At 37.1% G+C, this 22,460-nt stretch carries 19 protein-coding genes and 5 pseudogenes; 23 read left to right on the plus strand and 1 reads right to left on the minus strand.

Annotated elements, in window-relative coordinates:
* The first annotated feature begins 46 nt into the window (after nucleotides 1-46).
* The 22 genes and pseudogenes from STRIC_RS05730 to STRIC_RS05840 form a co-directional block, all read left to right on the plus strand.
* Nucleotides 47-748, plus strand: a complete 702-nt coding sequence (locus STRIC_RS05730; RefSeq protein WP_008088879.1) for an ABC transporter ATP-binding protein — start codon at nucleotides 47-49, stop codon at nucleotides 746-748.
* A 17-nt stretch (nucleotides 749-765) separates the two neighbouring features.
* Nucleotides 766-1,707 (plus strand): ABC transporter permease family protein, encoded by a 942-nt coding sequence (locus tag STRIC_RS05735; protein ID WP_008089032.1) that lies wholly within the window; start codon nucleotides 766-768, stop codon nucleotides 1,705-1,707.
* 61 nt (nucleotides 1,708-1,768) lie between these two features.
* A protein-coding gene (locus STRIC_RS05745) for an IS3 family transposase (RefSeq protein WP_156033570.1) occupies nucleotides 1,769-2,874 on the plus strand; the annotation gives its coding sequence in 2 pieces (ribosomal slippage) (nucleotides 1,769-2,045 and nucleotides 2,045-2,874; 1,107 coding nt in all).
* 19 nt (nucleotides 2,875-2,893) lie between these two features.
* On the plus strand, nucleotides 2,894-4,636 hold the full coding sequence (locus tag STRIC_RS12290; protein WP_008089094.1) for an ABC transporter permease: 1,743 nt from the start codon (nucleotides 2,894-2,896) through the stop codon (nucleotides 4,634-4,636).
* Between the two features lie 100 nt (nucleotides 4,637-4,736).
* Nucleotides 4,737-5,351, plus strand: a complete 615-nt coding sequence (locus tag STRIC_RS05755) for a restriction endonuclease subunit S domain-containing protein (protein ID WP_008089524.1) — start codon at nucleotides 4,737-4,739, stop codon at nucleotides 5,349-5,351.
* Complete coding sequence (locus tag STRIC_RS05760) at nucleotides 5,342-6,298, plus strand: aromatic acid exporter family protein (RefSeq protein WP_008089411.1); 957 nt, start codon at nucleotides 5,342-5,344, stop codon at nucleotides 6,296-6,298. Before STRIC_RS05755 ends, STRIC_RS05760 begins: the two co-directional genes overlap by 10 nt.
* Nucleotides 6,299-6,335: 37 nt before the next feature.
* Nucleotides 6,336-7,676 carry a DUF2130 domain-containing protein gene (locus STRIC_RS05765; RefSeq protein WP_008089139.1) on the plus strand — a complete coding sequence of 447 codons (1,341 nt, stop codon included), beginning with the start codon at nucleotides 6,336-6,338 and terminating at the stop codon, nucleotides 7,674-7,676.
* 112 nt (nucleotides 7,677-7,788) lie between these two features.
* On the plus strand, nucleotides 7,789-8,670 hold the full coding sequence (truB, locus tag STRIC_RS05770; RefSeq protein WP_040832205.1) for a tRNA pseudouridine(55) synthase TruB: 882 nt from the start codon (nucleotides 7,789-7,791) through the stop codon (nucleotides 8,668-8,670).
* A gap of 19 nt (nucleotides 8,671-8,689) precedes the next feature.
* On the plus strand, nucleotides 8,690-9,622 hold the full coding sequence (locus STRIC_RS05775) for a bifunctional riboflavin kinase/FAD synthetase (protein WP_008088983.1): 933 nt from the start codon (nucleotides 8,690-8,692) through the stop codon (nucleotides 9,620-9,622).
* 42 nt (nucleotides 9,623-9,664) lie between these two features.
* Nucleotides 9,665-10,069 carry a Spx/MgsR family RNA polymerase-binding regulatory protein gene (locus tag STRIC_RS05780; RefSeq protein WP_008089029.1) on the plus strand — a complete coding sequence of 135 codons (405 nt, stop codon included), beginning with the start codon at nucleotides 9,665-9,667 and terminating at the stop codon, nucleotides 10,067-10,069.
* 1 nt (nucleotide 10,070) lies between these two features.
* The gene (locus STRIC_RS05785) at nucleotides 10,071-10,349 is read left to right on the plus strand and encodes a UPF0223 family protein (protein ID WP_040832076.1); all 279 of its coding nucleotides are present in this window, start codon (nucleotides 10,071-10,073) and stop codon (nucleotides 10,347-10,349) included.
* A complete protein-coding gene (locus tag STRIC_RS05790) occupies nucleotides 10,339-11,109 on the plus strand; it encodes an inositol monophosphatase family protein (RefSeq protein ID WP_008089489.1) in 771 nt (256 codons plus the stop codon). Before STRIC_RS05785 ends, STRIC_RS05790 begins: the two co-directional genes overlap by 11 nt.
* 12 nt (nucleotides 11,110-11,121) lie before the next feature.
* Nucleotides 11,122-11,244, plus strand: a pseudogene (locus STRIC_RS05795) (hypothetical protein); the annotation flags it as partial.
* 99 nt (nucleotides 11,245-11,343) lie between these two features.
* Nucleotides 11,344-12,206: pseudogene (locus tag STRIC_RS05800) on the plus strand (IS982 family transposase).
* 19 nt (nucleotides 12,207-12,225) lie between these two features.
* Nucleotides 12,226-13,398 (plus strand): annotated as a pseudogene (locus STRIC_RS05805) (RsmF rRNA methyltransferase first C-terminal domain-containing protein); the annotation flags it as partial.
* 134 nt (nucleotides 13,399-13,532) lie between these two features.
* Nucleotides 13,533-14,402, plus strand: coding sequence for a phosphate ABC transporter substrate-binding protein PstS family protein (locus tag STRIC_RS05810; RefSeq protein ID WP_040832078.1), 870 nt, complete (start codon nucleotides 13,533-13,535; stop codon nucleotides 14,400-14,402).
* A gap of 11 nt (nucleotides 14,403-14,413) precedes the next feature.
* On the plus strand, nucleotides 14,414-15,349 hold the full coding sequence (gene pstC, locus STRIC_RS05815) for a phosphate ABC transporter permease subunit PstC (RefSeq protein ID WP_008089331.1): 936 nt from the start codon (nucleotides 14,414-14,416) through the stop codon (nucleotides 15,347-15,349).
* Nucleotides 15,339-16,226, plus strand: coding sequence for a phosphate ABC transporter permease PstA (gene pstA / locus STRIC_RS05820; protein ID WP_008088954.1), 888 nt, complete (start codon nucleotides 15,339-15,341; stop codon nucleotides 16,224-16,226). The genes pstC and pstA overlap by 11 nt, the downstream gene beginning before the upstream one ends.
* 21 nt (nucleotides 16,227-16,247) lie before the next feature.
* A complete protein-coding gene (pstB, locus tag STRIC_RS05825) occupies nucleotides 16,248-17,051 on the plus strand; it encodes a phosphate ABC transporter ATP-binding protein PstB (protein ID WP_008089495.1) in 804 nt (267 codons plus the stop codon).
* Between the two features lie 12 nt (nucleotides 17,052-17,063).
* Nucleotides 17,064-17,822, plus strand: a complete 759-nt coding sequence (gene pstB / locus STRIC_RS05830; RefSeq protein ID WP_008088893.1) for a phosphate ABC transporter ATP-binding protein PstB — start codon at nucleotides 17,064-17,066, stop codon at nucleotides 17,820-17,822.
* Nucleotides 17,823-17,889: 67 nt separating this feature from the next.
* A complete protein-coding gene (gene phoU / locus STRIC_RS05835) occupies nucleotides 17,890-18,543 on the plus strand; it encodes a phosphate signaling complex protein PhoU (protein WP_008089105.1) in 654 nt (217 codons plus the stop codon).
* A 66-nt stretch (nucleotides 18,544-18,609) separates the two neighbouring features.
* Nucleotides 18,610-19,997: pseudogene (locus STRIC_RS05840) on the plus strand (M1 family metallopeptidase); the annotation flags it as partial.
* 53 nt (nucleotides 19,998-20,050) lie between these two features.
* Here STRIC_RS05840 and STRIC_RS05845 read toward each other — a convergent pair.
* On the minus strand, nucleotides 20,051-21,073 hold the full coding sequence (locus tag STRIC_RS05845; protein ID WP_200857378.1) for an IS30 family transposase: 1,023 nt from the start codon (nucleotides 21,071-21,073) through the stop codon (nucleotides 20,051-20,053).
* A 78-nt stretch (nucleotides 21,074-21,151) separates the two neighbouring features.
* Between STRIC_RS05845 and STRIC_RS05850 the strand changes: the two are divergent.
* A pseudogene (locus STRIC_RS05850) lies at nucleotides 21,152-22,312 on the plus strand (ERAP1-like C-terminal domain-containing protein); the annotation flags it as partial.
* Between the last annotated feature and the right edge of the window lie 148 nt (nucleotides 22,313-22,460).

Below are 22,460 nucleotides of genomic sequence, written 5' to 3' on the forward strand. Positions count from 1 at the left end.
AGTTTATAAGAGAATCAACAGTCTGTTGATATAAAGGAGTACAGTAATGGTATTTATAGAGATGAAATCTTCTTCAAAAAGTTATCACGTTGGCGAAAATCTTATTGAAGCTAATAAAGAGGTGTCTTTTACCATTGAAAAAGGTGAATTGGTCATTATTTTAGGAGCTTCTGGGGCTGGGAAATCTACTGTTTTAAATATTTTAGGAGGAATGGATAGCAATGATCATGGCCAAGTAATCATTGATGGTCAAGATATTTCTTCCTATAATTCTACGGAGTTGATGACTTATCGCCGTAAAGAGGTTGGTTTTGTCTTTCAATTTTATAACTTAGTTCCTAACTTAACGGCAAAAGAAAATGTAGAATTGGCTGTTGAGTTGGTTGAAGATGGGCTAGACCCTCTGAGGATTTTAGAGGAAGTCGGCTTGTCACATCGTTCAAACCATTTTCCTGCTCAATTATCAGGAGGTGAACAACAACGGGTTTCCATTGCTAGAGCCTTGGCTAAGAATCCTAAATTATTACTTTGTGATGAGCCAACAGGTGCTTTAGATTATCAGACAGGGAAACAAATCTTAAAATTACTTCAGATGATGGCACAAGAAAAAGGAACAACCGTTGTTATTGTCACTCATAATACAGCTTTAGCTCCGATTGCAGATCGGGTTATCTATATGCATGATGCTCGGGTAACGAAAGTTAAGCTTAATGACAAACCCTCTAGCATCGATCTTATTGAGTATTAAAAAGGAGGGGGATAAGAATGAAAACAAAAACCCTATGGAAAGATATTTCTCGATCGATTACCAAAAGTAAAGGGCGCTTTCTTTCCTTATTTCTTCTAATGGCATTGGGCTCTTTCGCCTTAGTTGGTTTGAAAGTAACTGGTCCAGATATGGAAAAGACGGGGCATAGCTATCTTGAACAACACGTTGTTATGGATATGGCAATTATTGCTTCTGAGCCATTTAGTCAATCGGTTCAACAGGATTTAAAGAGAGTTACAGGGGATGCTGTAGCTGATTATGCCAAGATGACTGATGCTAGGATGGTCTCTAATCACAAAGCCATTAGACTCTTTTCTTTGCCCAAGCAATTATCTAAAGCAGAATTGGTCAAAGGACGCTTTCCTAAACAGGAGAAGGAAATCCTCTTATCACATCAAATGATAAGGCATTACCAAATAGGAGAGACCTTGACCATAACGACAAAGGAGGAGGGACTTCTTAAAGCTAAGGATTTTAAAATAGTAGGATTTGCTAATTCCCCAGAAATCTGGTCCAAAACAAATCTAGGGAATGCCACATCAGGTGATAGCAGTCTTTACACTTACGCCTATCTCAGTGAAGATGCTTTTCAACTAAAAGGTTGTAATCTATTACGACTACGTTATCCTGTTTTAAGAGCTTACAATGCTTTTTCAGTAGCTTATAGTAGTAAATTAAAGCAATTACAGAGTCCTTTGGAGAAATTTTTGAGCCAAGAGGCTACAAAACAGTACCAAGAAAGACAAAAGCAACTAACAAAAACAATCGATGACGGACAAAAACAATTAGACCAAGCTAAAGCAAATTTAGCGAGCTATGGCAGGCAAGTGAATCCATTGACACAGGTAACACCTGAGTTAAGTAAGGAAAGATTAGATCAAGCTCAAAAGGAAATAGCTTCTAAAGAACGTTTGCTCAAAGAGACAAAAGTTGAATAGGTTACACTAAACTAGACAGAATTTATAAAGTGTTCTACACTAAAGAAAATAGGAGAATATTATGTCTAGAAAAATACGTCGCCACTTCACCGATGACTTTAAGCAACAAATCGTTGACCTTCACAATGCAGGGATGAAACGAAGTGAGCTTATCAAAGAATATGAGTTAACCCCATCAACCTTCGATAAGTGGGTACGTCAGGCTAAAACAACTGGTTCCTTTAAAACTATTGATAATCTTACAGATGAGCAGCGTGAACTGATTGAACTCCGAAAGCGTAATAAAGAACTCGAAATGCAGTTAGATATCCTAAAGCAAGCGGCGGTGATTATGGCACGAAAAGAGAAGTAATCACTGCTAATAAAGACAAATATAGCATTTCAGCCATGTGTCGTTGGTTGAACATTCCTCGTTCTAGCTATTACTACAAGGCTGTTAAACCAGTCTCTGAAGCGGAACTTGAAGAAAATATCAAAGCTATTTTTCTCGAAAGTAAGGCCAGATACGGGGCTAGGAAAATCAAGAAATGTTTGGAAAATGAAGGCATCCAGCTGTCTCGTCGTCGGATTCGTCGCATCATGCACAAACTCAACTTAGTATCCGTTTATCAGAAAGCAGCCTTCAAGCCACATTCAAAAGGGAAGAATGTGGCAGCTATTCCTAATCACTTAGCCAGACAATTTCATCAAGAAAAGCCTCTAAATGCTTTAGTAACAGACTTAACCTACGTTCGTGTCGGTAATAGCTGGGCTTATGTTTGCTTGATTATTGATCTCTTCAATCGTGAAATCATCGGTTTGTCAGTTGGTTGGCATAAGACCGCCGAATTGGTTAAACAAGCGATTCAGAGCATCCCTTACGCTCTGACCAAGGTCAAGATCTTCCATTCTGATCGTGGGAAGGAGTTTGATAATCAGCTGATTGATGACATGTTGGAAGCTTTTGGAATCAATCGTTCTCTAAGCCAAGCAGGCTGTCCCTATGACAATGCGGTAGCTGAGAGCACCTATCGCGCTTTCAAAATTGAATTTATTCATCAAGAAACCTTTCAGTCACTGGAAGAATTAATCCTTAAAACGAAAGATTATGTGCACTGGTGGAATTACCATCGCATTCATGGCAGTCTCAACTACCAGACACCCATGACATGGAGATTAATTGCTTAAAGAAAAAAGCACTTTATAAATGTTGTACAGAAAAGTGTTGCCTTTTCAAGTCATCAAGGAAACACTGGAGCCAACAAGTTATAAGCTTTATAGCAGAGGGACTTTACCAGGAGGGCAGGGTTATCAAACTTTTGCGGGCGCTATCAAATCTATTGCTAATGTTGCCAATATTTTCCCTGTTGTGCTGTATTTTGTGGCTGCCTTAGTTACTTTTACAACAATGACACGCTTTGTAGAAGAAGAAAGGACTAATTCTGGACTACTAAAAGCTATTGGCTATAGTAATTATCATGTTTTAAGAAAATTTTTAGTCTATGGGCTTTTAGCCAGCTCCTTAGGAAGTCTTTTAGGAAGCCTTGGAGGAACTTATTATTTATCTTACCTCATTGCAAAAATTCTAACAGATGCCATTACAATAGGTCCTATTGATTATTATTTTTATTGGTCCTATAGTTTACTAGCAATCTTCTTATCTTTTCTATCAGCAGTTTTACCAGCCTATCTCATTGTAAAAAGGGAGCTCTTTAGTAATCCGGCACAACTTTTATTACCAAAGCCTCCTCGAAAGGGTACTAAAATTTGGCTAGAAACTATCTCTTTCTTTTGGAATGCCTTGTCTTTTACCTATAAAGTTACCTTAAGAAATATCATACGCTACAAACAAAGGATGTTTATGACTATTTTTGGAGTTGCGGGTTCTGTTGCTTTGCTTTTTGCTGGATTAGGAATTCAATCATCTCTCTCAAAAGTTAGTGATTACCAATTTAATGTTTTGACGCCTTTTGATCTCATGGTCATACAAAAGAATCTTGTGACCGAAGAAGAAGACCATAAGCTACAAGAACTTTTAAAAGATGCAAACGTTACATACCATCACAAAGTCACTTATGCTCAGATGGATGTAAATCTAAAAGGGGTAACAGAGAGAGAGCCAGTCTCCTTGATTGCAAGTCAAAGCAAGAATCTAGAGCCAGATTTTAACCTTATTTCTATTCAAAATAAAAAGAGACTAGCAATACCAGAAAATGGGGTTTTGATTACTGAAAAATTAGCTTCCTACTATGGGTTAAAAAGAAATCAAGTCATAAAAATCTCTGATAGTCAAAATCGTTCTTATCACGTTTTCGTTAAAGATATTGTAGAGATGTCTGTAGGTCACTATCTCTTTATGTCAAACACCTACTTTGATAAGGTTTTTAAGGAGCGATTAAAAGCAGATCAAGCTTTCTTTATCCAAAAGTCCTCTAAAAAAGCCACATCAAAAAATACTTTAGCTAGTCAACTATTAGACTTAGAAGCGGTGAAAGCAGTTTCACAAAGTACAGTTCTGATTAAAAGTGCCAATTTAATAGTTGCCTCCTTGAACCAAGTTATGATTTTGTTAGTGGTCTTATCTATGCTACTAGCCACAGTCATTCTTTACAATTTGACTAATATCAACGTAGCTGAACGTATTAGAGAATTGTCAACTTTTAAAGTCTTAGGTTTTTATGATACTGAAGTGACGCTTTATATTTATCGCGAAACCATCTTACTCTCTGTTATTGGAATCATACTTGGTCTGTTTTCTGGTCATGCATTACATGTCTATCTCATGAAAATGATTGCGAATGGTCCAATGCATTTTGGGACAAGTATAGATTTATATGTCTATTTTATTCCAATTCTTGCTATTGTCATCTTGTTAATCTTGCTAGGTACTATGGTTAATCATCATTTGAAAAAAGTAGATATGTTGGAAGCCTTAAAATCCGTAGATTAATTGAAGTCTATGGCTCTAAAGCAAGCTCTTTGAGGGTTTGCTTTTTTAATTGAATTGTGCTAGTATCTAAATACTATAATGTAATAGAAAGATACTAGATATGAAAGATTTGCTTAGTAGCTATTTAAATGATGGTAAAGAAAAAATAAGGCTAGGTCAAGCTGTTGATTGTTTTAAAGGAAAAGCAGTTCCTAGTAAGGTGACTGAGGGCGATTTTGGTTTGATTAATTTATCTGATATGGGAAGTCTGGGCATTCACTATAATCAGGTGAGGTATTTTCAAATGGAACGCAGACAGTTACTTCGTTATCTTCTAGAAGAAGGTGATGTTCTGATTGCTTCCAAAGGAACACAAAAAAAAGTTTGTGTCTTTCACAAACAAGACCAGGAAATGGTGGCTTCCTCAAATATTACAGTTTTAAGGCCTCAGCGTTCTTTGAGAGGCTACTACATCAAATTCTTCTTAGAATCTGAACTGGGTCAAGCTTTTTTGGATTCGGTAGATAATGGAAAAGATGTTATTAATTTGTCCACAAAGGGTCTTTTAGATATCCCTATTCCTTTAATTCCTCTAGTCAAACAAGACTATTTGATTAATAAATACTTACGAGGATTAAGTGATTATAATCGAAAATTGAAACGTGCTCAACAAGAATGGGATCATATTCAACAAGACATTCAAAAAGGATTGGGGTTGGAATCGTCATGGGACTAATAGAACGTACCATAAAAATGACTTTTGCTACTATTTTAGCGGTCATCATTGCTTCTCATCTAGACTTATCCTATGCTATTTCAGCAGGAATTATTGCTTTATTGAGTGTTCTTGATACTAGAAAATCTAGTTTAGTGATTGCCAAAAATAGATTATTAGCCTTTTTTCTTGCTTTTGTTGTAGCTAGTCTTTTCTTTTATACCATGGGTTTTTCGATAATAGCTTTGGCGCTCTATCTATTAGTCACCATTCCTCTTTTGTATCGCTGGCATTTGGAGTCAGGTTTAGTGCCGATAACCGTCTTAGTGACACACTTGCTAGCAGAAAAGAGCATTGCTTTTCCCATATTATTAAACGAATTCTTGCTGTTTATCATTGGAACTGGTATAGCTCTCTTATTTAATACCTATATGGGTTCAAATGAAGGTAAGCTAGATAAATACCACAAAGAGGTTGAGGACGGTTTGAAAGCTATCTTATTTCGATTTGAACAGTTTTTGCTAGAAGGCCAAGGGCAAAACGAAGGGCAAATGATAAAAGAACTAGATCAAGTGCTAGAGAATGCTTTACAACTAGTCTATAGAGAACAGCATAACAGTCTTTTTCAACAGACCAATTATCAGGTCCACTATTTCGAAATGCGACGCAATCAAAACCGTCTCTTAAATCAGATGGCTGTCAATCTGAATAAGGTCACTAATCAGAGCAGAGAAAGCATCTTATTATCTCACCTCTTTCATGAAACAGCTTGCCAGTTAAGTGAAGAAAATTCTGCTCTAACGCTCATAGAAGATATTGAGCAATTGCTCGAAGTTTTCCGACAAAGAGATTTACCTCAAAGTCGTCAAGAATTTGAAGATAGAGCCATACTTTTCCAATTGTTACAAGAATTAGAACGTTTTATTGACTATAAAGTCGCATTTTATCAAGATTACAATCAGCTTTAGCCTTAATTTAGCATAACAGTCAGTATAGGAGAAACAAATGAAGGAAATTAGATGTCCCCATTGTCAGACCTCGTTTACTATTAATGAAACAGAGTATAGCCAACTGTTGGCACAAGTTAGAGGAAAAGAGTTTGAACAAGAACTAGCTCAACGCTTGGAAAACGAGATTTCTTTACTAGAAGAGAAGTCCAAAAACAAGCTTCAAGAACTCTTATCTGAAAAAGAGGGAGAAATACAAACCTTAAGTCACCATTTAGAGCAAGTGGAAAAAGAGCAAGCTTATTTGGCTCAGGAAAAGCTGGCTAAAAAAGATAAAGAAATCCTAGAATTACAAGGAAAACTCGACAAGCTTTCTTCCTTAAATGCTTTAGAGTTAACCAAAAAATTATCCGAAAAAGATCAAGTCGTTCAAGGACTACAAAGCCAATTGGAAAAACTGGAATGGGAAAATAAATCAAAAATGCAAGAGGCTCTCACTCAAGTTGAAAAAGAACGTGATCATATGCAGAGTCGTTTAGAGCTTCAAGAAAAAGAGAGTCAACTCTCGATAGCTTCCTTACGCAGAGATTTTGATAGTCAGCTAAAAGCTGCAAACGAGCAAGTCGAATTTTATAAGAATTTTAAAGCGCAACAATCGACAAAAGCCATTGGTGAAAGTCTAGAACTGTATGCAGAAACAGAATTTAACAAAGTCCGTAGCTATGCTTTTCCAAAGGCGATTTTTCAAAAGGATAACAAATTATCAAGTCGTGGGTCAAAAGGAGACTATATTTATCGTGAGACAGATGATAAGGGTGTTGAAATCCTATCCATCATGTTTGAGATGAAAAATGAAGCTGACACCACAAAGACCAAACATAAAAATAGTGATTTCTTCAAAGAGTTAGATAAAGACCGACAAGAAAAGAAGTGTGAATATGCTGTCCTGGTCTCTATTTTAGAGGCTGACAATGACTATTATAATACTGGTATTGTAGATGTTAGTCATGAATATCCTAAGATGTATGTGGTTCGTCCGCAGCTTTTTATTCATTTAATTGGCCTCTTGCGAAATGCTGCCATGAATAGTTTGCAGTATAAGCAAGAATTAGCTCTTGTTAAAGAACAACATATTGATATTACCCATTTTGAAGAGGATTTAGAACATTTTAAGACGGCTTTTGCTAAGAATTACCATTCAGCAAGTAGTAATTTCAAAAAAGCCATTGATGAAATTGACAAATCCATTAAACGAATGGAAGAAGTCAAGCGCTTTTTGACTACTAGCGAAAATCAATTACGCCTTGCCAATAACAAGTTGGACGATGTCTCAGTGAAAAAATTGACAAAAAGGAATCCAACCATGCGAGATAAATTTCAAGAGTTGCAGGATAAATAGAGAAATCTATCATCCAAAAAAACACTACATAGTATAAGTTCATATACTTGTCAAAACCCTTTTTGAACAGTTATAATGAGGGAGTGAATCTTTGAAAAATGAAAGTAATAACATGATTAGCGGAATAATTAATCTTAAAAAAGAGGCAGGAATGACCTCACATGACGCTGTTTTTAAACTTAGAAAATTGCTGCAGGAGAAAAAAATCGGCCATGGTGGGACATTGGATCCAGATGTTGTCGGAGTTTTACCGATTGCAGTCGGCAAAGCCACGCGTGTGATTGAATACATGACAGATTCAGGAAAAGTTTATCAAGGGCAAATCACTCTAGGCTTTTCCACGACAACAGAAGACGCAAGCGGTGAGGTTGTCGAAAGAAGTACTCTGCCATCCTCCTTGGATGAAAAAATGATTGATAAAGCCATGCAATCTTTTATGGGGGACATCAGTCAGGTTCCTCCCATGTATTCTGCTGTTAAAGTTAACGGCCGTAAATTATATGAATACGCGCGTGCTGGAGAAAGCGTTGAGCGTCCTACAAGACAAGTGAGCATCTATCAGTTTGAACGGACAAGCCCTTTATCGTTTACTGGAGGTACTTGTCAATTTGATTTTCGTGTTAGCTGTAGTAAAGGAACTTATGTGCGTACTTTGGCAGTTGATTTGGGAAAATCGCTAGGTATAGCTAGTCACATGTCCTATTTGGAGCGACAAGCTTCAGCGGGCTTAGTTCTAGAGGATGCTTTAACCTTGTCAGACATTGCTGATAAACTAGCCACAGGCGATCACAGCTTTTTACTTCCAATTGAGTATGGAGTGAGTGATTTGCCAAAGTTAGTCATCAATGACAGTGAAGCAGCTGAAATCTCTTTTGGTCGTAGAATTACTTTGCCAAGTCAGGAGCCTCTACTGGCTGCTTTTCATCAGGATAAACTGGTTGCCATTCTAGAAGAAAGAGATGGCAATTATAAACCACGAAAAGTACTGATTTGAGTTACTAGATTGGATATCAATGGACATACAACATATCAAACATTACAAAGAAATAAATGAAGAAAAAGATACCATTTTGGTATTAGGCTATTTTGATGGCTTACATAGAGGTCATAAGGCCTTATTTGACAAAGCAAAGGCTATTGCACAAAAAGAAGCCTTAAAAATAGTGACTCTGACCTTCACAGAGTCTCCTAAATTGACCTTTGCGCGTTTTTCGCCAGAACTATTACGTCACATTACTTATCCTGAAAAACGATTTCAGAAATTTGAAGAATATGGTGTTGATAAGCTGTATTTAATTGATTTTACAACAGCTTTTTCAAAAATATCTTCAGATGACTTTATCAAATGCTATATTAAGCGTCTCAAAGCTAAGCATATTGTGGTTGGTTTTGATTATAAATTTGGACACAATCGTACCAATAGTGACTATTTAGCTAGAAATTTTGAGGGAAGTGTTCATACTGTCTCAGAAATTACAGAAGATAATCAAAAGATTTCTTCTTCTCGTATCAGACAATTAATTAAAGAAGGCAATGTTGCCAAGGTCAATCAATTGTTAGGCTATGATTTTTCAACCCGTGGAATGGTGGTTCATGGTGATGCGCGTGGACGTACTATTGGTTTTCCAACTGCCAACTTAGCTCCCATGGATCGGACTTATCTTCCTGCTGATGGGGTTTATGTGACTGATGTCATCATAGGAGAAAAGCGTTATCGTTCAATGACTAGCATCGGAAAAAATATTACTTTTGGTGGCCAAGAACTTCGTTTAGAGGCAAATATCTTTGACTTTAATGGCGACATTTATGGAGAATCAATCGAAATTATCTGGTTAGATAAAATTAGAGACATGGTTAAATTTGCTGGAATTGAAGATTTGGTTGAGCAATTAGAACGAGATAAAGAAGAAGCATTAAATTGGAAAAAAGATAGCCAACTCTATTAAATTTTTGTATAATAAGGTAAGTATAATTGATAGAGGAAAAGTATGGTTACCTTATTTTTATCACCCAGCTGTACCAGTTGTCGTAAAGCAAGGGCGTGGTTAATGAAGCACGAAGTCGAGTTTCAAGAACATAATATTATCACAAGTCCATTAAGTCGTGATGAACTGATGGCAATTTTATCCTTTACAGAAAATGGAACAGAAGACATTATCTCAACCCGATCAAAAGTCTTCCAAAAATTAGATATTGACGTAGAGGAGCTATCGATATCAGATTTGATTGACCTTATTGCCAAAAACCCTAGTCTTTTACGTCGCCCAATTATTATGGATAAAAAACGCATGCAAATTGGTTTTAACGAAGATGAAATTAGAGCCTTTTTGCCACGTGACTATCGTAAACAAGAGTTACGTCAAGCAACTATAAAAGCAGAGATTGAGGGATAATATGTCAACTAATTATCATTATCCACTTGACTTAAGTTGGAGCACTGAAGAAATATCATCAGTGCTCCATTTTTTGAATAAAGTGGAATTAGCTTATGAATCAAAAGTCAACGCTCAAGAACTTCTTGAAGCCTATCGTATTTTTAAAGAAATTGTGCCATCAAAGGCCCAAGAAAAACAAATTGACCGTGACTTTCAAAAAGCTAGCGGCTACTCTAGCTATCAAGCTGTTAAAAAGGCACAGGAAGTAGAAAAAGGACTCTTTACTCTTGGAAACTAAATACCAATTCGCTCAAGATATCATTAAGGAAGCTGGTTGCTATATAAAATCAAGAATGTCTGAAGAAGTGGCTATTTCTGTTAAGTCACAGTTTGATGATTTAGTCACTAATGTCGATCAAGAAACTCAAGATTTATTGATTAATCGCATTCGACAAGCCTATCCAAATGATCACATTCTAGCCGAAGAAAATGATGTGAGACATCCCGTTTCAGATGGAAATGTCTGGGTTCTTGACCCTATAGATGGAACCGTCAATTTTATTGTTCAAAAAGCTAATTTTGCGGTAATGATTGCTTATTATGAAGAAGGACAAGGTAAATTTGGCTTAATTTATGATGTCATGGCAGATCAACTTTATTGCGGTGGCGGTGAGTTTGAGGTTACCTTAAATGACAGTCCCATCAAACCCTATGAAGATAAGGAATTAAAACGTAGCTTAATTGGTTGTAATGCCGGAATGTTAGTTAGAAATGAATACCAGCTTTGTGATTTGATACAAGAGACCTTAGGGGTTAGGGTTTACGGTGGAGCAGGTATTTGTATGATTAAGGTGATTACCCAACAACTAGTCGCTTATTTTTCTCACATTCAACCGTGGGATTATGCGGCCGCTAAAATTATGGGGGAAAAACTTGGCTATCTTCTCCTAACAATAGAAGGACATGAACCGGATTTTCAAACTCGTCAAAAAATCATGTTTATACCAAAGGCTAAACGTAAGAAAATTCAATCCTATTTAAACTATAATACAGAATAAATGACTAAGAAAATACAATTACCAGAAGATTTCATAAACTATTATCAGGCTATCTTAGGCGACCAAAGTCAAGCCTTCTTTGATAGTTTTGACCAACAAGCTATTAGTGCCTTTCGCATTAATCCCCTAAAAAAACATTTAAATGTATCCGTGGTGCTAGTTAATCTCAAAATACAATAAAAAGCCCAAAAGGACTATACTGTAAGTGCCTACACAAACAGGAGGTTAGTCCAAATGAGCCACTTACAGTATACAGCTAAATCCCATCACTTACAATGGAATATGCGTCAATTATCAAAAATTTGTTCTCAGTTTTATCAGGATTATTGTCCGGAAGACTTCAAACACCGTCGTAACGTCTGTCTGTCCAAAGTTTCAGACCAATCTCTTCTAGTTTTACTGCTATTACAAGCTGAACTAGGTATTAAATCACAACGTCACTTTTATAGGATTTGTCAGCTATTTCCCTGCGGTACATTACTAGAAAGAAGTCGCTTTAATAGGCGTGCAAGACAGTTGATTTGGCTGGTTCAAGTGATTCGTCAGGCAATGAACACTCAAATTTCTCCCAATACCATTGTTATTATAGACAGCTTTCCTTTGCCACTTTGTCAATCTATTCGTAACCACAGGTTCAGACTTTTCAATGGGATAGCTAATATTGGTTACACCGCCTCTAAACATATGTGGTTTTACGGTTTTAAGGTTCACATGCTAGTGACCTTATCAGGCTACATTCTGAATTATGTTGTCAGCCCAGCCTCTGTTCATGATATTAAGGCAGTTTACGAGTTGCTAGAAAGGTGTGAACAATCCGTCATTTTAGCAGATTTAGGTTACCTTAACCGTGAGCTGAAAGATGAGTTGAAGCAAAATGGCTATCACCTCTGGACTCCCTTGCGTCAAAATATGGAAGGGGCTAAACAGCATAATCATTGGAAACTAATGGCTATGAGACGAACCATTGAGACTAGATTTTCAGAACTTTGTCCCTTTTTGATATGGAACGAACACTGGCTAGGGGCATGACAGGGCTGCAATTGAGGATTGAACAAATCATACTAGCTTACAATTTGAGATATTTTGAAATTAACTAGCACCATGGGTTTAAATGTATATGATCAGGCAATCGCCAATACTAAGTGGGGTTATTACGGCAAGGTCTCAGGAAAATCGATTGAGCATGTCACAGGATGTGTCTACTCACAAGAGCCGGCTGCACAGATGGTTGCGCAAGTTGCTGTACCTAAAAAAGGAAATAGGGTTTTAGACCTGGCTGCAGCACCAGGTTGCAAAACGACACATCTTCTTTCTTATTTAGACAATACAGGACTCTTAGTCAGTAACGAGATTTCCAAAAAGCGTAGTAAGATTTTAGTGGAGAATGTCGAACGCTTTGGTGCCCAAAATGTTGTTGTCATCAATGAATCTGCTGAAAACTTGGCTAAGGTATTTCCAGAATTTTTTGATACCATTGTTTTTGATGGTCTTTGTTCAGGTGAAGGCATGTTTCGTAAGGATCCAGAAGCCATACAATATTGGCATAAGGACTATCCTTTAGAATGCGCTAACCTGCAAAAATCAATTTTAGATCAATCCTTAGCTATGCCAAAGCCTGGCGGAGAACTCATTTATTCAACTTGTACCTGGTCTCAAGAAGAAAATGAAGGCGTAGTTAATTGGCTCCTTGAGAATTATTCCTATCTGCAACTGCTTGATATCCCTAAGATAAATGGCATGGTAGAAGGGATTGACATGCCTCAAGCTGCTAGAATGTATCCTCACTACCATAAAGGAGAAGGCCAGTTTGTAGCTAAGCTCAAAGATACGAGAAGTCCTCAAGTTACCAAGCCTGTAAAAGCTCAAAAATCCAATCTGACAAGAGAACAGTTAGAGCTTTGGAAGGCATTTGAAAAAAATCAGTTAAAAGAACCGTTAAAGGGATTTTTACAGACTTTTGGTGATCATCTTTATTTATTACCAGATGGACTTCCCTCATTAAAACATCTCAAAATAGCAAGAAATGGGCTAGAACTTGGTGTCTTCAAAAAGAAACGCTTTGAACCTTCGTTTGCACTAGGATTAGCGTTAAATCCTGAAGATGTTTTAGAAAAAATCACTATTTCTGAAGAAGATTTCTCAGCTTATGTGTCTGGAAATGTGGTTAATCTGGCTGATAGTTACCCAAATGGTTGGTATCAAGTAGTCATCAAAGGTAATGGTTTAGGATTTGCCAAAATTGTTGGTAAGACACTCAAAAATAGTTTCCCTAAAGGGCTTCGATTTTAGCATTTTTCATAAGATTAAATTTTTATACATTTAAAGAAAAAATTCTTTTAAAGCACCTATAGATATGTTACTATTAAGAATATGTGGAAGAGTCTAAATTCCACATGAACCCTTTATTTTTAGGAATAGGAAATATGAAAATGAAAAAGAAATTCTTTTTATTAGGTCTTTTGGCATTATCGACCACTCTTTTTTTATCAGCATGTTCAAGCTGGATTGAAAAAGGTGAATCAATAACTGCCGTAGGTTCTACTGCGCTACAACCTCTTGTTGAAGCAGCAGCCGATGAATTCGGAAGTAAGAACCTAGGAAAGACTGTTAACGTCCAAGGTGGTGGATCAGGTACAGGTCTATCACAGGTACAATCCGGTGCCGTTCAAATCGGAAATAGTGACGTTTTCGCTGAGGAAAAAGATGGGATTGATGCTAAAAAATTGGTTGACCACCAAGTAGCTGTAGCAGGGTTAGCTGTTATTACCAATCCCAAAGTTAAAGTCAAAAACTTGACTAGTGATCAACTGCAAAAAATCTTTTCTGGTCAATATACAAACTGGAAACAGGTTGGAGGGCAAGACTTAGCCATTTCGGTTATTAATCGCGCTGCTAGTTCTGGATCACGTGCGACCTTTGACAGTGTGATTATGAAAGGTGTTAATGCCAAACAGAGTCAAGAACAAGATTCTAATGGTATGGTCAAATCAATTGTTTCACAAACACCAGGTGCTATTTCTTATTTATCATTTGCTTATGTGGATTCTTCTGTGAAGTCCCTTAAATTAAATGGTTTTTCGGCTAATGCCAAAAACGTAGCAACCAATGATTGGCCGATTTGGTCTTATGAACACATGTATACCAAAGGAAAACCAGATGGTTTAACTCAAGAATTTCTTACCTACATGTTATCAGATGAAGTTCAAAGTAGAATCGTCACTCACATGGGTTATATTTCAATTACGGACATGAAAGTTGTTAAAACTCATGACGGCAAAGTGACTGATAAATAAACGGGGGAATTATGAAAAATCAGGAATTGGCTAAAAAATTAGTCTCACCATCAAAGAATTCTAGATTAGAAAAATTCGGTCGAACAATCACCTTTTTATGTCTAGCTTTGATTGTGTTCATCGTAGCAATGATTTTGATTTTCGTTGCACAAAAAGGACTGTCAACTTTCTTTGTTGATAAAATCAATATTTTTAGTTTTCTATTTGGTACAGAGTGGCAACCAAGTGTTAAAGATGCAAATGGCGTCCCTTATTTGGGAGCACTTCCAATGATTACAGGTTCATTCTTAGTAACTATTCTTTCAGCTTTAATTGCAACACCATTTGCCATTGGAGCAGCAGTTTTCATGACAGAGATTTCCCCAAAGTACGGGGCTAAGTTACTACAGCCAGCTGTTGAGTTACTTGTTGGTATTCCATCGGTTGTTTATGGATTTATTGGTTTACAAATTATTGTTCCTTTTATGCGCTCACTATTTGGTGGAACAGGTTTTGGGATACTTTCAGGGGTCGGTGTTTTGTTTGTTATGATTTTACCAACAGTTACTTTCATGACAACAGATAGCCTAAGAGCCGTTCCGCGTCATTACCGTGAAGCCTCTATGGCAATGGGAGCTACTCGCTGGCAAACCATCTGGCGCGTTGTATTAAACGCTGCTCGTCCAGGTATTTTTACCGCTATTATTTTTGGGATGGCAAGAGCTTTTGGTGAAGCTCTAGCTATTCAAATGGTGGTTGGTAACTCAGCTGTTATGCCAAACTCTTTAACTACACCAGCTGCTACCCTAACTTCTGTTTTGACAATGGGTATTGGAAACACAGTTATGGGAACAGTACAAAATAATGTGCTTTGGTCTCTAGCTCTAGTGCTTTTATTAATGAGTCTTGCCTTTAATTCACTTGTTAAATTAATTACGAAAGAGAGAAAGAGAAATTATGAACGCTAAAAAAGTCGATAAAATAGCAACTGGTAGTTTATATACTATTGCTGGCATCATTGTAGCTATTTTGGCTTCATTAATTTTGTTTATTCTAGTTAGGGGATTACCTCATATTAGTTGGTCCTTTCTAACTGGTAAGTCATCATCTTATGAAGCTGGTGGAGGAATTGGGATTCAACTTTATAACTCTTTCTTCCTATTGATTGTCACATTAATTATTTCAATCCCTCTTTCAACTGGAGCAGGTATCTATTTAGCAGAATATGCTAAAAAAGGACCCGTTACGAATTTTATTAGAACTTGTATTGAGATTTTATCTTCATTACCTTCGGTAGTTGTCGGACTTTTTGGTTATTTGATCTTTGTGGTTCAGTTTGAGTATGGCTTTTCTATCATTTCAGGTGCTCTTGCCTTGACAGTCTTCAATTTGCCGCAAATGACTCGAAATGTCGAAGATAGCTTACTGCATGTTCATCACACACAACGAGAAGCAGGCCTAGCTCTTGGTTTATCTCGTTGGGAAACGGTCTTTCATGTGGTCATTCCTGAAGCCTTACCTGGGATTGTAACAGGTATTGTTTTGGCGTCAGGACGTATCTTTGGAGAAGCAGCAGCATTGATCTATACTGCAGGGCAATCTGCACCAGCACTTGATTGGTCAAACTGGAATCCACTAAGTGTCACAAGTCCCATTTCGATTTTCCGACAATCCGAAACCTTGGCAGTTCACATTTGGAAAGTTAACAGTGAAGGAACCATTCCTGATGCGACTTTGGTTTCAGCTGGTAGTGCTGCAGTCTTGTTAATCTTTATTCTTATTTTCAACTTTTCAGCTCGCTTTATTGGAAAGACCCTTCATTCTAAGATGACAGCAGCTAAATAAGTCTTTGCTATTGGAGAAATCATGACAGAATATAATTGGAATGAACGTCATATCATTACCTTCCCAGAAAAAACGATCGCTTTAGAAACAAAAGACTTGCATGTCTATTATGGAGCTAAAGAAGCAATCAAAGGGATTGATATGCAGTTTGAAAAAAATAAAATTACAGCTCTTATTGGGCCATCTGGCTGTGGTAAATCGACTTATCTTCGTAGCTTAAATCGCATGAATGATACAATCGATATTGCTAAAGTAACTGGTGAAATCCTTTATCAAGGTATTGATGTCAACCGTCAATACATGAACGTTTATGAAATTCGGAAGCATTTAGGTATGGTATTCCAAAGACCTAACCCATTTGCTAAGTCTATCTACAAAAACATTACTTTTGCTCACGAAAGAGCTGGTGTCAAAGATAAAAAGGTTTTAGATGAAATCGTTGAAACTTCTTTAAAACAGGCAGCTCTTTGGGATCAGGTAAAAGATGATTTGCATAAATCTGCCTTCACTTTATCAGGTGGTCAACAACAACGTCTTTGTATTGCTAGAGCTATTTCTGTAAAACCAGAAATCTTATTAATGGACGAACCTGCATCAGCACTTGATCCAATTGCCACCATGCAATTGGAAGAAACCATGTTTGAATTGAAGAAAAATTATACCATCATTATCGTAACCCATAACATGCAACAGGCTGCTAGGGCAAGTGATTACACCGCTTTCTTTTATCTTGGTGATTTGATTGAATACGATAAAACTGGGAACATCTTCCAAAATGCCAAATGCCAATCAACCAATGACTATGTCTCAGGTCACTTTGGATAGAAAGGAGTAGAGATGACAGAGCCTATTTTACAAATCAAAGACCTTTCCGTCTACTACAATAAGAAAAAGACACTTAAAGAAGTTTCTTTAGATCTCTATCCTAACGAAATTACGGCATTGATTGGACCTTCAGGTTCAGGAAAATCAACGCTCTTACGTTCGATTAATCGCATGAACGATTTAAATCCTGAAGTTACTATCACAGGAACAATCGTTTATAATGGTCACAACATCTACAGTCCTAGAACAGATACCGTAGATTTAAGAAAAGAGATTGGAATGGTTTTCCAACAGCCTAATCCTTTTCCAATGTCTATTTACGAAAATGTGGTCTATGGACTTCGACTAAAAGGGATTAAAGATAAAGCCCTTTTAGATCAAGCTGTAGAATCTTCTCTCAAAGGGGCTTCCATTTGGGAGGAGGTCAAAGATAGATTGCACGATTCTGCCGTAGGTCTCTCAGGAGGGCAACAGCAGCGGGTCTGTGTTGCTAGGGTCTTAGCCACTAGTCCTAAAATCATCTTGTTAGATGAACCTACATCAGCATTAGATCCTATCTCAGCTGGTAAGATTGAAGAGACCTTATTATCCCTTAAAAATGACTATACAATGGTTATTGTGACACGTTCCATGCAACAAGCTTCTCGTTTATCTGATCGCACTGGATTCTTCTTAGGTGGTGATCTTTTGGAATTTGGTAACACCAAAGCCATGTTTATGAATCCAAAACGAAAAGAAACAGAAGATTATATTTCTGGTAAGTTTGGTTAGGTCTGACTCAAAATAGTTGAAAAAGACCTTATTTCTGAAAAAAACACAGTTATAGAAAGAAAAAAAGATGTTAAGAACGAAATTTGAAGAAGAATTAGATAAGCTCCATAATCAGTTTTACTCAATGGGGACAGAAGTGCTGGCACAAATCAATAAAACAGTGCGTGCATTTGTTAGCCATGATCGTGAGTTAGCTAAAGAAGTGATTGAAGAAGATGACACTATCAATGAATTTGAAACAAAGCTTGAAAAGAAATCTCTTGAGATTATCGCCTTACAACAACCTGTTTCAAATGATTTGAGAACAGTTATCACTGTTTTGAAAGCTTCTAGTGATATTGAGCGTATGGGTGACCATGCCTCTTCCATCGCCAAAGCAACCATTCGTATGAAAGGTGAAGAAAGAATTCCGATTGTTGAAGAAAAAATCAATCTTATGGGAAAAGCAGTTAAGCAAATGGTTGAAGAAGCCTTGAATGCTTACATTAACGCTGATGACATGAGAGCCTACGAAATCGCTGCCTCAGATGAGATTATTGATAATTATTTCCGTGAAATTCAAGCTCTGGCTGTTGAAGAAATTCGCAAAACTCCAGATGCGGTGTTTGCTGGTAAAGAGTACTTCCAAGTATTGATGTACTTAGAGCGTATTGGAGACTATGCTCGAAATATCTGTGAGTGGATCGTATACCTTAAGACTGGTAAAATTATTGAATTATAAGAAAATATGATATAATAGTGGTTGGAATTTTTCTAATCACTATTTTATTTTAGATTGAGGAGTCGTATGAAGACAGTAGAACATTTTATCGAAAAATTTGTTCCCGAAAATTATAATATCTTTTTAGATATCAATCGTGATAACAAAACCTTTACAGGTAATGTTGCCATTAATGGTGAGGCATTAGATAACCACATCTCTTTTCATCAAAAAGATTTGACGATTAGCTCCATCTTATTGGATAACGAAAACGTGAATTTCCAAGTCGATAATGACCATGAAGCTGTGCGTGTAGAGCTTCCAGAAACAGGAATGATGACACTGGTTATTGAGTTCTCTGGAAATATTACCGATAATATGACCGGTATTTACCCTTCTTACTACACCGAAAATGGCCAAAAAAAGGAAGTCATCTCGACTCAATTTGAAAGTCATTTTGCTAGAGAAGCCTTTCCATGTATTGATGAGCCTCAAGCAAAGGCTACTTTTGATTTAAGCCTTAAGTTTGATCAGATGACTGACGAAATAGCCTTATCAAATATGCCTGAGATTAATGTTGATTTGCGTAAAGAAACTGGATTATGGTCTTTTGATACAACCCCTCGTATGTCATCTTACCTATTAGCTTTTGCTTTAGGCGATTTGCATGGTAAAACAGTAACCAGTAAAAATGGAACACTTGTAGGCGTTTATGCGACAAAAGCACATCCCAAAACTTCTCTAGACTTTTCACTTGATATCGCAGTTCGTGTCATTGATTTTTATGAAGATTACTTTGGAGTCAAGTATCCAATCCCACAATCCTTAAATATTGCTTTGCCAGACTTTTCTTCAGGAGCTATGGAAAACTGGGGACTAATCACTTACCGCGAGATTTACCTTTTGGTGGACGAGAATTCAACAGCTATTAGCCGCCAACAGGTTGCACTTGTGGTTGCTCACGAAATTGCTCACCAATGGTTTGGTAATTTAGTTACCATGAAATGGTGGGATGATTTATGGTTAAACGAAAGCTTCGCTAATATGATGGAATATGTTGCTATTGATGCAATCGAGCCATCATGGAACATCTTTGAAGATTTTCAAACAGGTGGCGCACCATTAGCCCTTAAGCGTGATGCGACTGATGATGTACAGTCTGTTCATGTTGCCGTTAATCACCCTGATGAGATTAATACCCTCTTTGATCCAGCAATTGTTTATGCTAAGGGAAGACGTTTAATGCATATGCTTCGCCGTTGGATTGGAGATAAGGATTAGCAGCTTACTTTGAAAAACATCAGTATCGTAATACCGTAGGACGTGATTTGTTGAATGCTTTATCTGAAAGCTCTGGCAAGGATGTGGCAGCTTTCATGGATGCTTGGTTAGAGCAACCAGGATATCCTGTTTTGTCAGCTAAGGTTGAAAATGACCAGTTAATTCTGACTCAAAAGCAATTCTTTATTGGAGACGCAAGTTGTCAAGTCAAGTGCAACCAGTTCATAGATAACTAGAGTTCCAGATGTTAAGCTGTTCGGGATAGCTCAAACAGGAATTTTGAGGATTGATATTGAAGAAGTCGTCTTGGGCGCTCATTGATGGCAGTAATATAATTGTCAAGTTCTTCAGAGGTTAGTGGATTAAGTGAGACTCCTTTAGGGACATATTCTCTGAGGAGGCCATTGAAGTTCTCGTTTGTTCCTCTCTCATGTGAAGAATAGGGATGTGCAAAGTAAACTTCAACAGCTTCTAAGTTTGAGAGTAAACTAAACTCAGAACCATTATCCGCTGTGATGGATGCAATAGGATACTGACTGATGAGATGCGTGACAGCACGGTTAATGGTTTGGGATTGCTTGTCTTCTAGCTTAACTCCTAGTGCATAGCGTGTCTGGCGCTCTACCAAAGTCAACATAACAGCTTCACCTTTGGTTTTCTTGCCGAGAACCAAATCAATCTCCCAATGCCCAAATTCAGAACGATCATTAATATATTCTGGACGTTCTTCGATAGATTTACCTAAAGTCTTCTTATTCGTCTTCATGACTTTCTTAGAACGTTTTCTGATACTAACCATCTTAGGCAAATCGATTGGTTTAATAGCTAATACCCCCTCTTTGATATAACGATAAATCGTTTTGGTAGAGAGGACGACTTCTTCAGGATGGTTCACTTTGTAAGTCTGAACAAAACTATCCACACTATGGAGACGAATGTTAGCCGTCAAGGCAGATTCTAATTGTTCAATGAACCTAGCGGAGCAGTCATTCAACTTGAGATAAGAACTCTTTTGACGATTGGTTTCATAGACACGTTGCCCACTATCAGCGAAATAGGCGTTGAAGAAGGTTTGTTTTCCATTCTTATCCTTTACCTGTTCTACTGAACCACGTTTTATTTCTCGGCAGATTGTAGAACGGTGACGACCCAAGAGTCGAGCAATCTCAGCGGGTTTCTTTCCCATTTTAAGATAAGCAGCAATTTCACCCCGTTCTGTGGCTGAAAGATGAGAATAGGATGATTTTCTGGTAGAATTAATGTTGGACATGTTCATCTGCTTTCCATACTGAATTGGGGAATTCTAGTATATCAGACGAACATGTCTTTTTTGTTGCACTTCATTTTACAACGCGGGTTCTTTATTGGAGAAGTAAAAGATCAAAACCGTTTATGGCCTATTCCACTCAATACCACTTGGCAAGGACTGCCAGAAACCTTAACAGAAGAAGTTCTAGTTATTCCTAACTTTGGTCAATTAGCTGCAGAAAACCAAGGTCCTCTCCGCTTTAATACTGAAAATACAGCTCATTATATTACGGATTACCAAGGACAATTACTAAGTGATTTGATGTCAGAAATGTCAAATCTTGATAATACGTCTTTACTTCAAATTATTCAAGAGCGTCGTCTTTTAGCTGAAGCTGGCTTGATTTCCTATGCTGAATTGGTAGAACTGATTGCACAATTGGATGCTCCTAAGTCTTATATAGTCTCAGCTGCCATTGAAACAGTTATCAAAGGTTTAGATCGATTTATTGATGAGGAAACGCTAGCTGAAAAATCGTTCAACCGTTTAATTACAAGTATTTTCCAGGAAGATTACAATCAATTAGGTTTTGATAAAAAGGCAGATGAAAGTGATGAAGATGAAATGGTCAGACAGATTGTATTGTCTCTATTCCTTAAGATTAATCATCAAGCCGTCAGTGAGAGAGCACATGCCATCTTTGATCAATACGAAGATGATATCTGCAAACTACCTGCAGCTATTCGACGCTTTGTCTTAATTAATCAAATGAAGCATTTCGAAACAGAAGCCTTAGTTGACATCTATTTTGACACTTATATTTCAACCAAGGATAATAACTTGCGAAATGATTTGACAGTTGCCCTAGCGCATACCAAATCAAGTTCAACCTTAAGACGTATTGAATACAGTTTGAAAGATAAGGATATTATTAAGCCACAAGATTTAGCCTTTTGGTATATGGTGTTATTATCTCAACACTTCACTCAAGAAAGTATTTGGGAATGGGCGAGAGAGAATTGGGATTGGATTAAAGCTGCCCTTGGAGGGGACATGAGCTTTGACAAATTTGTTATCTATCCTGCTTCTTATTTTAAAACGCCAGAGCGACTTGCTGAATTTAAAGCCTTCTTTGAACCACAATTGAGTGATATGGCTATTAATCGAAATATTACAATGGGAATTAATGAAATTACTGCTCGTGTGAAACTAATAGAAGAAGACAAAGCAGCTGTTCATGAGGCAGTGAGTCAATATTAAAAAGTCTTTTAAAAGCTGAGAAAGTTTTCTCAGCTTTTTTGTGAATCAAGATGGTGACAAAAAGTAATATAATAGCTTTAGCTTATCAATTTTAACTAAAAGTTTAGACAAAATTAAGTTTGGTATGATATAGTACCATAAAAAGGAT

It is taken from the genome of Streptococcus ictaluri 707-05, from assembly GCF_000188015.2.
GTDB classification, from domain to species: Bacteria; Bacillota; Bacilli; order Lactobacillales; family Streptococcaceae; genus Streptococcus; species Streptococcus ictaluri.